The following is a 14,215-nucleotide window of genomic DNA, read 5'->3' as shown; positions in this document are numbered from 1 at the left end:
GCCCGCCTCGAAGCGCGAAGTGTGGAGCTGAGCATGTCCTCCGAAAAAGTCGTCGAAGCCCTCCGTGCCTCGCTCCGGGAGAACGAACGGCTGCGCAAGCACAACCAGCGGTTGCAGGAGGCGATGACCGAGCCGGTCGCCATCGTCGCCATGGCCTGCCGCTGGCCCGGCGGAGCCGACACCCCCGAGGACTTCTGGCGGCTGCTCGCGGACGGCACGGATGCCATGACGGGCTTCCCCACCGACCGCGGCTGGGACCTCGACGCACTCTTCGGGCACGAGGGCACCGACGGCGGCAGTGCCGCCGCCCAGGGCGGCTTCGTCCACGGCGCCGACCGCTTCGACGCCGACTTCTTCGGCATCTCGCCCCGCGAGGCCCTCGCCATGGACCCGCAGCAGCGACTGCTGCTCGAGGTCGCCTGGGAGACGGTGGAACGCGCGGGCATCGCCCCCGCCGCCCTGCGCGGCAGCAGCACCGGCGTCTTCGTCGGCTGCAGCAACCAGGAGTACGGCTCCGTGCTGCGCGACGTCCCCGACGGCGTCGAGGGCCACATCCTCACCGGCAACACCGGCAGCGTCGTCTCCGGGCGGGTCGCCTACACCCTGGGCCTGGAGGGCCCGGCGATCACCGTGGACACGGCCTGCTCCTCCTCCCTGGTCGCCCTGCACCTCGCCGCCCACGCCCTGCGGGCCGGCGAGTGCTCCCTGGCGCTGGCGGGCGGTGTCGCCGTCATGTCCACCCCGGGCGCCTTCGTCGAGTTCAGCCGCCAGGGCGGCATGGCCGGCGACGGCCGCTGCAAGCCCTTCGCGGACGGCGCGGACGGCACCGGATGGGGCGAGGGCGCGGGCCTGCTCCTGCTGGAACGGCTGTCGGACGCCCGGCGCAACGGGCACCGGGTGCTGGCCGTGATCCGGGGCAGCGCCGTCAACCAGGACGGCGCCTCCAACGGCCTCACCGCCCCCAACGGTCCCTCGCAGCAGCGGGTCATCCGGGCCGCCCTGGCGAGCGCGGGCCTGTCGGCCGCCGACGTGGACGCGGTGGAGGCCCACGGCACCGGCACCACACTGGGCGATCCGATCGAGGCGCAGGCCCTGCTCGCCACCTACGGCCAGAACCGCGAACGGCCCCTGTGGCTGGGGTCGGTGAAGTCGAACATCGGGCACACCCAGGCCGCCGCCGGGGTGGCGGGCGTCATGAAGATGGTGCTGGCGATGCAGCACGGCCTGCTGCCGAGCACCCTGCACGTCGACGCCCCGTCCACGCACGTCGACTGGTCGGCGGGCGACGTGGGCCTCCTGGACGAACGTCGCGACTGGCCCCACGCCGAGGACCGCCCGCGCCGGGCCGGTGTGTCGTCCTTCGGCATCTCCGGCACCAACGCGCACGTGGTGCTGGAGGAGGCCGGGGCGGACGAGGAGCCCACACGGCCCGGTGACGGCGCCGGTGACGGTGGGGTGCTGTTGTGGCCGCTGTCGGCGCGCGGGGAGGGGGCGCTGCGGGCACAGGCGGCGAGGCTGCTGGAGGCGGTGGAACGTCCTGCCGCCGATGTGGGGTGGTCCCTGGCGGTGACGCGGTCGGCGTTCGAGGACCGTGCGGTGGTCATGGGTTCGGACGGGGAGGACCTACGGGCGGGGCTGGCCGCGCTGGCGTCCGGCGAGACGGACGCACGGGTGCTGCGGGGCGCGGCGCTGCGGGGCCGCACGGCGTTCCTGTTCGCCGGACAGGGTTCCCAACGCCTCGGGATGGGGCGGGAGTTGTACGAGACGTATCCGGTCTTCGCGGAGGCGTTCGACGCGGTGGACACGGAACTCCCCTTCGGTCTGCGGGAGGTCGTCCTCGGCGAGGACGCCGAGCGGCTGAACCGGACCGAGTTCGCGCAACCCGCGCTGTTCGCTCTCGAAGTGGCGTTGTTCCGGCTGCTGGAGTCGTGGGGCGTCCGCCCGGACGTCCTGGCCGGTCACTCGATCGGTGAGATCGCCGCCGCCCATGTGGCCGGGGTGTGGTCCCTGGCGGACGCGTGCCGTCTGGTCGTGGCGCGGGGCCGGCTGATGCAGGCCCTGCCCGCGGGCGGTGCGATGATCGCGCTCCAGGCGTCCGAGGACGAGGTGCTGCCTCTGCTGAACGACGTGGTGGGCCTCGCGGCGGTCAACGGCCCGCGATCCGTGGTGATCGCCGGTGACAGCGCCGCGGTGGAGGAGGTCGCCGGGCACTTCCGGGCCCAGGACCGCAAGGTGACCGCCCTGCGGGTGAGCCACGCCTTCCACTCGCCGCTGATGGAACCGATGCTGGCCGAGTTCCGCACGGTGGCCGAAGGAGTGTCGTACGAGCGTCCGCAGCTGCCCCTGGTCTCCACGGTCACCGGAGCGGCCGCGAGCGCCGAGCGGCTGATGTCGCCCGAACACTGGGTCCAGCACGTCCGCCACACCGTGCGGTACGCCGACGCCCTCCACACCCTCGCCGGCCAGAACGTCACCCGCTACCTCGAACTCGGCCCGGACGGCACCCTCTCCGCCCTCGCCCTGGCGCTGCTGCCCTCCGCGGCCGAGGCACCCGAGGGAGCGCCAGCACAGCACGTGGTGGTGCCCGCGCTGCGCAGGGACGGGACGGAGCCCGGCAGCCTGCTCGGTGCGGTCGGCACCCTGCATGCGCACGGACACAGCCCGGACTGGTCCGCCCTGTTCCCCGCGGCGCGCCCCGTCGAGCTGCCCACCTACGCCTTCCAGCGCGCCCGGTACTGGCCGGCCGAGGCATCCTCCGACCAGGAGAGCGGCCAGGCGCAGCCCCTCGACTCGGCGTTCTGGGCGGCCGTCCGCAAGGGTGACGTCCGCGACCTCGCGGAGCGGCTGGCGCTCGACCCGGACGTCCTGGCACCCGTACTCCCCGCCCTCACGTCCTGGCACCACGACAGCATGCGGCGCGCCACCGCCGAGTCCTGGCAGCACCGGGAGACCTGGACACCCCTGCCGTCACCCACGGGTTCCCCGACCGGCGCCTGGCTGGTGCCCTTCTGCGCCGACGACCCGGACGCCGCCGCGACGGCCGAGGCCCTGGCCGAGGCGTTCACCGCCGCCGGAGCGGACGCGAGCCCCTTCGCCGTGGCCGCCGACGCGGACCGCGCCCGGATCACGGAGGCGCTCACCGAGGCCGCTGCGCTCCGTCGCGGTCCGCTCCAGCTGCTGTCGGTGCTCGCCCTCACCGAGGCACCCCACGCGACCCACGCCGACGTACCGCTGGGGCTGCACCTCAACACCCTGCTGGTGCAGGCCCTGGCCGGGAGCGGCACCACCGCACGGCTTTGGGCGGCCACCCGGTCGGCGGTGTCCGTCGGCGCCGCCGACCGGCTGACCCGGCCGGTGCAGGCCACCACCTGGGGTCTCGGCCGCACCGCGGCCGTCGAGCACTCGGACCTGTGGGCCGGTCTCCTCGACCTGCCGCAGCGACCGGACCAGCGGGCGCTCGCCCGACTGGTCGCGTGCGTCGCGCAGCCGGGCGACGAGAACGAGCTCGCGGTACGCGACTCAGCGCTCTTCGCCCGCAGGCTGACACGCGTCACCCGCGACGGCGACGAGACCCGTCCCGCACCGCGCTTCACCGGAACGACGCTCATCACCGGCGGCACCGGAATCATCGGCGCCCATGTGGCACGCCACCTGGCCCGGGAGGGCGCCGAGCATCTCCTGCTCGTCAGCCGCCGCGGCCCGGCGGCGCCCGGTGCCGACGAACTGCGTCACGAACTGGAGCAGTCGGGCACCCAGGTCACCATCGCCGCCTGCGACCCCGCCGACCGGTCCGCGCTGCACGAGCTCCTCGCCACCGTCCCGGCCGACCGGCCGCTGACCTCGGTGCTGCATGTCGCGGGCGTCCTCGACGACGCACCGCTCACCGCGATGGACCCCGAGCGCTACGCCACCGTCCTGCGCGCCAAGCTGCGCGCGGCCGACAACCTCGACGAGGCCACCCGGAACCTCGACACACCCCTGACCGCCTTCGTGCTCTTCTCGTCCATCGCCGGTGCGCTCGGCTCGGCGGGGCAGGCCGGGTACGCGGCCGGCAACGCCTACCTCGACGCCCTCGCCCACCGCCGCCGCGCCGCCGGACTCGCGGCCACCTCAGTCGCCTGGGGCCCCTGGGCCGGCGGCGGCATGGCCGACGACCCCGCCGTACTGACCCGGCTGCGGCGCGGCGGCCTCACCCCGATGGAGGTCGAACCGGCGCTCACCGCCCTCGGCAGCCTCCTCGCCCACGACGACACCTGGGCGCTGGTCTCCGACATCGACTGGGCCAGGATCGCCGCCGGACGGCGGGGAGTGCCGGGCGGCGCGCTGCTGAGCCGTATCCCGGAGGCCGTCCGGGCCACGGCGGCCGACCAGGACGCCACCACCGGGCACGGCGGCGGCCTGCGCGCCGAACTCGCCCCACTGGGCGCCGCCGAGCGCCGCCGGCTGCTGCTGAAGCTGGTGCGGCACAGCGCGGCCACCGCGCTCGGCCATCCGACCCCGGAGAGCATCCAGCCGGCCCGCGCCTTCCAGGACTGCGGCTTCGACTCGCTCACCGCCGTCGAACTGCGCAACCTGCTGGCCACCGCCACCGGCCTCACCCTGCCGACGACCCTGGTCTTCGACCACCCGACGCCCCTCGCCCTCGCCGATCACCTGGTGCGCGCACTCGACGACGACACCCTGCCGTCCCCTCATCGCGCGCCCGGCGCGGACCTGGTCCCGGCGGGCGGCAGCGGCGGCGACGACGAACCGATCGCGATCGTCGCCATGGCCTGCCGGCTCCCCGGCCGCATCACCTCGCCCGAGGACCTGTGGGACCTCCTGGTCCGGGGCGGTGACGCCATCGGCTCCTTCCCGGCCGGCCGCGGCTGGGACCTCGACGCGCTGTACGACCCCGACTCGCAGCGTCCCGGGACAAGTTACGTCAACGAGGGCGGCTTCCTGGCCGACGCCGACGCCTTCGACGCCGCCTTCTTCGGCATCTCGCCCCGCGAGGCCGTCGCCATCGACCCCCAGCAACGCCTGCTCCTCGAAGTCTCCTGGGAGACCGTCGAGCGGGCCGGTCTCGACCCGCGCTCGCTGCGCGGCAGCCGCACCGGCCTGTTCGTCGGCTGCGGCCACCAGGGCTACGGCGCGACGCTCACCGAGGTCCCGGACGACGTACGCGGCCATCTGCTCACCGGCAGCGCGGCGAGCCTGGCCTCGGGCCGGGTGTCGTACGCGCTCGGCCTGGAGGGTCCCGCCGTCACCCTCGACACCGCCTGCTCGTCGTCCCTTGTCGCGTTGCATCTGGCGGTGCAGGCGCTGCGGGGTGGTGAGTGTGATCTGGCGTTGGCCGGTGGGGTGACGGTGATGTCGACGCCGGGTGTGTTCGTGGAGTTCTCGCGGCAGCGGGGGCTCGCCGGGGACGGCCGGTGCAAGGCCTTCTCCGACGAGGCCGACGGCACCGGCTGGTCCGAGGGCGTGGGCATGCTGCTGGTGGAGCGGCTGTCGGACGCCCGGCGCAACGGGCACCGGGTGCTGGCGGTGGTGCGGGGCAGCGCCGTCAACCAGGACGGCGCGTCCAACGGTCTGACGGCGCCGAACGGTCCCTCGCAGCAGCGGGTGATCAGGGCCGCGCTGGCGGGCACCGGGCTCACCCCGGCCGACGTCGACGCCGTCGAGGCGCACGGCACGGGCACCACGCTCGGGGATCCGATCGAGGCGCAGGCGCTGATCGCGACGTACGGCCAGGACCGTGAACGGCCTTTGTGGCTGGGGTCGGTGAAGTCGAACATCGGGCACACACAGGCGGCGGCCGGTGTCGCCGGCGTGATCAAGATGGTGCTGGCGATGCAGCACGGTCTGCTGCCGCGCACCCTGCACGTGGACGCCCCGTCGTCGCACGTGGACTGGTCGGCCGGTGCCGTCGAACTGCTCACCCAGGAGCGGGAGTGGGTGGGCGAGGAGGGCAGGCCGCGGCGCGCCGCCGTGTCCGCCTTCGGACTCAGCGGCACCAACGCCCATGTCGTCCTGGAGGAACCCCTCCCCGCCGACACCCCGGAACTCCCGCCCGCCCCGCACCCCCCGTCGGCCACGGTGCCCTGGCTGCTCTCCGGCCGCAGCGACGAAGCGCTGCGCGCCCAGGCCGCTCGGCTGGCCGAGCACCTCGACTCCCGCCCCGAACTGACCCCCGCCGCGGTCGCCCACGCGCTCGCCACGTCCCGCGCCGCCTTCGAGCACCGCGCCACCGTGGTCGGTGAGGACCGCGACGACCTCCTCGCCGCGCTGAAGGCCGTCGGCCGGGGCGAACCCTCGCCCGTCGCGGCCGTGGGCACCGCCGACTCCGAGGGAAGCCTCGCCTTCCTCTTCGCGGGGCAGGGCTCGCAGCGGCTCGGCATGGGCCGTGAACTGTACGAGACGTTCGGGGCGTTCGCGGAGGCCTTCGACTCCGTCTGCGCCCACCTGGACAACGAACTCGGACGGCCCCTCAGGGAGATCGTCTTCGGCGACGACGAAGAAACCCTGAACCGCACCGAGTTCACCCAGCCCGCCCTCTTCGCCTTCGAGGTGGCGCTGTTCCGCCTGCTCGAATCGTGGGGTGTCCGCCCCGACGTGCTCGCCGGGCACTCCATCGGCGAACTGGCGGCGGCCTATGTCGCCGGAGTGTGGTCCCTGGACGACGCCTGCCGCCTGGTCGCGGCCCGCGGACGGCTCATGCAGGCGCTGCCCGAGGGCGGCGCCATGGTCGCGCTGCAGGCCGCGGAGGAGGAGGTGCTGCCCTTGCTGGCCGGGCGGGAGGCAGAGGCCGGTATCGCCGCCGTCAACGGACCGCAGTCCGTCGTCATCTCCGGCGGAGAGGACTGCGTGTCCCGGATCGCCGGACACTTCCGCGACCTCGGCCGCAGGACCACCGCGTTGCGGGTCAGCCACGCCTTCCACTCGCCGCTGATGGAGCCCATGCTGGGGGACTTCCTGCGCGTCGCCGAAGGCCTCACCTACCACCGTCCGCAGATCCCCGTCGTCTCCGAGGTCACCGGCGCGCTGGCCGATCCCGCCGAACTGTGCGCGGCCGGCTACTGGGCGGCCCACATCCGGCAGCCCGTACGCTTCGCCGACGACGTACGCCGCCTGCGCGAGCAGGGCGTCACCCGCTACCTCGAACTCGGTGCCGACGGCACCCTCACCGCCCTCGCCCGCACCTGCCTGTCCGACGGCCCGGCCGCGGTCCCCGGCCCGCTCCTGGTACCCGCGCTGCGCAAGGACCGCCCCGAGGTCCCCGGTCTGTACGGGGCCCTGGCCCGGCTGTACGTCCATGGCGTCGACGTCGACTGGATCCCGGCGCTCGGCGCCGCCCCGGCCACCCGCGCGGTGGACCTGCCGACCTACGCCTTCCAGCACGAACGCTACTGGCTAGACCACGGCACCGCCGCCGTGCGCACGGCCGAGACGTCCGCCCGGACCGCGGCGGACACCGCCGACGACCGCTTCTGGGAAGCCGTCGAGTGCGAGGACGTCGACGCCCTGACACAGACACTGGGGCTGCCGGCCGAGGAGATCGGCGCGGTCGTCCCGGCGCTGGCCACCTGGCGCAGGCGGCAGCAGCAGGAGACCGCCGTCGAAGCGCTCTCCTACGAGGTGGTGTGGAAGCCCGCCGCCGTCGAACCGGCCACCGCCCCGGCCGCCACCGAAGCCCGCTGGCTGCTCCTCCTCCCGGACGCACGGGACGGCGACGACCAGGCGGTCACCACCCTCACCACGGCGCTCGGCGGGCCCGACCGGGTCACCCTCGTCCCCGGTCTCGCCCGCACCGACCGCGCCGCCCTCGCCGACCGACTGCGGGACGCCACGGAGGGCCGCCCCGTCGAGGGCGTACTGGCCTTCGCCCAACTCGCCGGAGCCGACGCCGACGGCCTGCCGCTCGGCCCCTCCGCGGTGGCCTGCCTGCTGCAGGCGCTGGGTGACGCGGGTGTGGGTGGCCGGGTGTGGGTGTTGACGTGTGGTGGTGTGTCGGTGGGCCGTTCGGACGGTCCGGCGGATCCGGTGCAGGGTGCGGTGTGGGGTCTGGGCCGGGTGGCGGCTCTGGAGTACCCGGACCGCTGGGGCGGTCTGGTCGACCTGCCCGAGGTCCTGGACCGCCGCGCCGTCACCCGGCTCATGGGAGTGCTGTTCGGCGGCGGCACCGAGGACCAGGTGGCTCTCCGGCCCTCCGGCGTCCTCGGCCGTCGGCTGGAGCGGGTGCGTCCCGTTGGTGGGGATGCGGGTTGGTGTCCGCGGGGGACGGTGTTGATCACCGGTGGTACGGGTGTGTTGGGTGCGCGGGTGGCGCGGTGGGTGGCGGCGGAGGGTGCCGGGCATGTGGTGCTGACCAGTCGTCGGGGGCTGGAGGCGCCGGGTGCGGGGGAGTTGCGGGACGAGTTGGTGGGGTTGGGGGTGGGGGTGTCGGTCGTGGCGTGTGATGCGGCTGATCGTGAGGCGTTGGCGGGTGTGCTGGCGGAGTATGCGGTGGATGCGGTGGTGCATACGGCGGGTGTGCTGGATGACGGTGTGATCGACGCGTTGACGCCGGAGCGGTTCGCGACGGTGTTGCGGGCGAAGGCGCTGGGCGCGTTGCACCTGGACGAACTCACCCGTGACCGCGACCTGGACGCCTTCGTCCTCTTCTCCTCCATCTCCGGCACCCTCGGCACCACCGGCCAGGGCAACTACGCCTCCGCCAACGCCTTCCTCGACACGCTCGCCCAGCGGCGCCGGGCGGCCGGGCTGCCCGCCACCTCGATCGTGTGGGGTCCGTGGGCCGACGGCGGCATGGCCGACGAAGAGGTCGTGCACTGGCGCATGCACCGCGGCGGAGTCCTGCCGCTCCAGCCCGCTCTCGGCGTACTGGCCCTGCACCGTGCCGTCGCCGAGCCCCGGCCGGTCGTCATGGTCGCGGACATCCACTGGGCCGAGTTCGCGCCCGCCTTCACGATCACACGCCCCAGCCCGCTGATCGAGTCCCTGCCCGAGGCACGCGCGGCCGTCGAGAACGCCGGGGCCGCCTCCGAACGCTTCGGCCGGGGAGACGGCTCCGTACTGCGGGACCAGCTCATCGGGCTCACCCCCGCCGAACAGGAACGCGTGCTCCTCGAAGTCGTCCGCTTCTGCGCCGCCGGCGTCCTCGGCTACGCGGGCGCGGCCGCCGTACCGGCCGAGCGTGCCTTCCGCGACCTGGGCGTCGACTCCCTCACCGCGGTCGAACTCCGCGGCACTCTCGCCATGGCGACCGGCGTCCCCCTGGCCGCCACGCTGGTGTTCGACTATCCGACACCGGTACTGCTCACGCGGCACCTGCGGGAGCAACTGCTGGGCGATGCGGCCGAGGCGGAGGCCGTTCCGCAGGCTCCCGCGGCCGTGGTCGCCGGGGACGATCCGGTGGTGATCGTCGGGATGGCGTGCCGGTTCCCGGGTGGGGTGCGGGATCCGGAGGGTCTGTGGCGGCTGTTGTCCGAGGGCGCGGACGCGGTGGGCCCGTTCCCGGCCGACCGGGGCTGGGACCTCACCGCCCTGTACGACCCCGACGCCGAACGGAGGGGCACGAGCTATGTGGACGTGGGTGCCTTCCTCGAGGGTGTGGGTGGTTTCGACGCGGGGTTCTTCGGGATGAGTCCGCGGGAGGCGTTGGCGACGGATCCGCAGCAGCGGTTGTTGCTGGAGTCGTCGTGGGAGGCGCTGGAGCGGGCGGGGATCGCTCCGGGTGGGCTGCGGGGCAGCCGGACGGGGGTGTTCGCGGGGACGAACGGTCAGGATTACACGGGTCTGCTGCTGGCTTCGGGTGAGGACTTCGAGGGGCATGTGGGCACGGGCAACGCGGCGTCGGTGCTGTCGGGGCGGGTGTCGTACGTGCTGGGGCTGGAGGGGCCCGCGGTGACGGTGGACACGGCGTGTTCGTCGTCGCTGGTTGCCTTGCATCTGGCGGTGCAGGCGCTGCGGGGTGGTGAGTGTGATCTGGCGTTGGCGGGTGGGGTGACGGTGATGTCGACGCCGGGGGCGTTCGTGGAGTTCTCGCGGCAGCGGGGGCTTGCGGTGGACGGCCGGTGCAAGGCGTTCGCGGAGGGTGCGGACGGTACGGGGTGGGGTGAGGGTGTCGGTGTGCTGGTGGTGGAGCGGCTGTCGGATGCGCGGCGTCATGGTCATCGGGTGCTGGCGGTGGTGCGGGGGAGCGCGGTCAACCAGGACGGTGCGTCGAATGGTCTGACGGCTCCGAACGGGCCTTCCCAGCAGCGGGTGATCCGGGCCGCGTTGGCGGCCGGTGGACTTGAACCGGCCGATGTCGACGCGGTGGAGGCGCATGGCACGGGTACGGCGCTGGGTGACCCGATCGAGGCGCAGGCGTTGATCGCGACGTATGGCCAGGACCGTGAACGGCCTTTGTGGCTGGGGTCGGTGAAGTCGAACATCGGGCACACCCAGGCCGCTGCCGGGGTGGCGGGTGTGATCAAGATGGTGCTGGCGATGCAGCACGGTCTGCTGCCGCGCACTCTGCATGTGGACGCGCCGTCGTCGCACGTGGACTGGTCGGCCGGTGCGGTCGAACTGCTCACGCAGAAGCAGGAGTGGGGCGGCGAGGAGGGCCGGCCGCGGCGCGCCGCCGTGTCCGCCTTCGGCGTGAGCGGCACCAACGCCCATGTCGTGCTCGAACAGCCCGTCGGCGAGGAGCTTTCCGTCTCTTCGGGTGCCGATGTGCCGGTGTCCTCCGTTGTCCCGTGGGTGGTGTCGGCGCGCAGCCGGGCCGCGCTGCGGGAGCAGGCCGGTCGGCTGGCGGAGTTCGTGGCCGGCGTCGGTGCGGTGGATGTCGCGAGTATCGCTGGGTCTTTGGTGCGGTCGCGTTCGGTGTTCGAGCACCGGGCCGTGGTGCTCGGCGCTGACCGAGGGGAGTTGCTGGGCGGTCTGGAGGCGGTGGCGGCCGGTGAGTCGGCTGCCGGTGTGGTGACGGGCGAGGTCGGTGAAGGGGGCCGTACGGCTTTCCTGTTCGCCGGTCAGGGGTCGCAACGTCTCGGCATGGGACGGGAGTTGTACGAGGAGTACCCGGTCTTCGCGGACGCCTTCGACGCCGTGTGCGCCCACCTGGACCCGCAACTCGAACTTCCCCTGCTCGACGTTGTGTTCGGTGAGGACGCGGATCTTCTGAACCGTACGGAGTACGCCCAGCCCGCGCTCTTCGCTCTCGAGGTGGCGTTGTTCCGGTTGGTGGAGTCGTGGGGTGTGCGCCCCGATGTGCTGGCCGGTCACTCGATCGGTGAGATCGCGGCGGCGTATGTGGCGGGGGTGTGGTCGCTGTCGGACGCGTGCCGTCTGGTGGTGGCGCGGGGTCGGCTGATGCAGGCGCTGCCGGCCGGCGGTGCGATGGTGGCGGTGCAGGCGTCCGAGGACGAGGTGCTGCCTCTGCTCGGTGACGAGGTGGGCGTCGCCGCGGTCAACGGTCCGCGTGCGGTGGTGATTTCGGGCGCTGCCGAGGCTGTCGAGGAGATCGCGGACCGCTTCCGTGGCCAGGGCCGCAAGGTCACGGCGCTGCGGGTGAGCCATGCCTTCCACTCGCCGCTGATGGAACCGATGCTCGACGACTTCCGCAAGGTGGCCGACAGCCTGTCCTACGAGCAGCCGCGGATACCGATCGTCTCGACGGTCACCGGCGCGGCCGCCGCCGAGGAGCTGACCTCGCCGGACTACTGGGTGGAGCACGTTCGTGCGACGGTGCGCTTCGCCGCCGCTGTACGCACCCTGGACGGGCAGGACGGCGTCCGCTGCTTCCTCGAACTCGGCCCGGACGGCACGCTCACCGCCCTGGCCCAGGCTGTCGCGGACGGCGAGAGCAGGGTCGACCGTGATCCGCCGGTCTTCGTGACCGCTCTGCGCAAGGACCGGCCCGAGACGAGGTCGCTGCTGTCCGCGCCGGCCGGCGTCTTCGTGTCCGGCGGAACCGTCGATTGGTCGCGGATGCTGGGCGACGGCGGTGTCGGAAACATCGGACTGCCGACGTATGCCTTCCAGCACCAGCGGTACTGGCCGGAGGTCGTGCGTCGGGAGCCGGTTGCGGGGAGCGAGGTCGACGCGCGGTTCTGGGAGGCGGTCGAGCGGGAGGATCTGGGGGCTCTGGCGGGTGCGCTGGAGCTGGGGGAGGAGGTCGTGGGGGCGGTGCTGCCCGCGCTGACCTCCTGGCGGCGGCAGAGCCAGGAACAGGCCGAGGCGGACCGCTGCCGGTACCGGGTGCACTGGGCGCCGGTGGCCGGCATCCCGCGCGATGTGGCACTGGCGGGCCGTTGGCTGGCTGTCGTACCGGACGGCCTCGACGCGGACCCCTGGGTCGCCTCGGTACGGGACGCCCTGACCGCGGCGGGCGCGGATGTCGAATGCTGGACGTGCGACCCGCGCGCGGACCGGGCGCTGCTCGCCGCCCGACTGAAGGACGTACTGCCGGTGGCGGGTGTGGTGTCGCTGCCGGCCTTCTCGGACGAGGTGTCCGAGGACGGCGTGCCGGTGGGTGTGTCGGGTTCGCTGGCGCTGGTGCAGGCCCTGGGTGACGCGGGTGTGACGGCTCCGTTGTGGGTGCTGACCCGGGGCGCGGTGGCCGTGGGCCGTTCGGACGGCGCCGTCGACGTGTCGCAGGGCGCGGTCTGGGGGCTCGGCCGGGTGGCCGCCCTTGAGGCGCCTGGCCGCTGGGGCGGTCTGGTCGACCTCCCGGCCGTCCTCGACGACACCACCGGGAACGCCCTGGTGGCGGTTCTGGCGGGTGTGGGTGATGAGGATCAGGTGGCGGTGCGTGGGTCGGGTGTGTTCGGCCGTCGTCTGGAGCGGCTGCGTCCCGTTGGTGGGGATGCGGGTTGGTGTCCGCGGGGGACGGTGTTGATCACGGGTGGTACGGGTGTGTTGGGTGCGCGGGTGGCGCGGTGGGTGGCGGCGGAGGGGGCTGGGCATGTGGTGCTGGTGAGCCGTCGGGGGTTGGAGGCGCCGGGTGCGGTGGAGTTGCGGGAGGAGTTGGTGGGGCTGGGTGTGCGGGTGAGTGTGGAGGCGTGTGATGTCGCTGACCGTGCGGTGGTGGAGGGGTTGTTGGCGGAGTATCCGGTGGATGCGGTGGTGCATGCGGCGGGTGCGGTGGTGAATGTGCCGTTGGGGGAGGTGTCGGCGGGGGATCTGGCCGCGGTGTGGTCGGGGAAGGTCGCTGGTGCGGTGCATCTGGATGCGGTGCTGGGGGATCGTGCGCTGGATGCGTTCGTGGTGTTCTCCTCGATTGCCGGTGTGTGGGGCAGTGGGGGGCAGGCGGGGTATGCGGCGGCGAACGCGGCGTTGGATGCGTTGGTGGAGGCGCGTCGGGCGCGGGGGCTTGCGGGGACGTCGGTGGCGTGGGGTCCGTGGGCCGGTGGGGGGATGGCGGCTGGTGGGCTGGCGGTGGAGGCGTTGCGGCGGCGGGGTCTGGTGGCGCTGGATCCGCGGCGTGCGGTGCGGGAGCTGGGGCATGTGGTGGCCGGCGGAGACGCGGTGGTGGTCGTGGCGGACGTGGAGTGGGAGCGGTTCGCTCCGGCGTACACGAGCGTGCGTCCCAGCGCGTTGCTGGCCGGTCTTCCCGAAGCCCACACCGCGCTCACCACCACGGCGGCCTCCGGGCAGCAGGACGGCACACGCGACTCCGGGCTGAGGGAGAAGCTGGGCGGGCTGTCGGCGGACGAGCGAGGGCAGGCACTGCTCGACCTGGTGCGCAGGCGGGCGGCCGAGGTACTGGGACACGGCGACACCGGCGGCGTCGGATCGGGCCAGGCTTTCCGGGAGCTCGGCGTCGACTCCCTGACCGCCGTCGAGCTGCGCAACCGGCTCGCGGCCGAGACCGGCCTGAAGCTGCCCAGCACCCTCGTCTTCGACTACCCGACCCCCCGCCATCTGGCCGCCTTCCTCGACGCCGAGCTGTTCGGCACCGAGGAGGCGGAGCCGGAGACCGTCCTCGCGGCCGAGCTGGACCGGCTGGCCGCCACGATTTCAAGGCTTTCCCCAGATAACAGCGCCAGGACTCTCGCGAAGGCGCGCCTGCGCAGCATGCTGACCGAGCTGGGTGATCAGAGCGAGGACGATCCCAAAGCCTCCGTCACCCAGCACCTCGAGGCGGCCTCGGACGACGAGATCTTCGACTTCATCAACCGGGAACTCGGCCGGTCCTGAGCGCCCGCGTCACAGCAGGCCGAATCGTTCCTACCGATACGACGTATGG

The 14,215-nt window shown here is 73.5% G+C and carries 1 protein-coding gene; it reads left to right on the top strand.

Annotation, left to right across the window (positions count from 1 at the left end; all coding sequences use genetic code 11):
- Positions 1-33 precede the first annotated feature (33 nt).
- The gene (locus OG289_RS06435; RefSeq protein WP_327313027.1) at positions 34-14,166 is read left to right on the top strand and encodes a type I polyketide synthase; all 14,133 of its coding nucleotides are present in this window, start codon (positions 34-36) and stop codon (positions 14,164-14,166) included.
- Positions 14,167-14,215 lie beyond the last annotated feature (49 nt).

The organism is Streptomyces sp. NBC_01235 (assembly GCF_035989285.1).
In the GTDB taxonomy this organism is placed as follows: Bacteria; Actinomycetota; Actinomycetes; order Streptomycetales; family Streptomycetaceae; genus Streptomyces.
The sequence above is the reverse complement of the archived record's forward strand: the minus strand, read 5'-3'. Positions and strand labels throughout refer to the sequence as shown.

Excerpts from the sequence above, each read along its gene's own strand:
- OG289_RS06435 (WP_327313027.1), top strand. The coding sequence starts at position 34 with ATGTCCTCCGAAAAAGTCGTCGAAGCCCTCCGTGCCTCGCTCCGGGAG.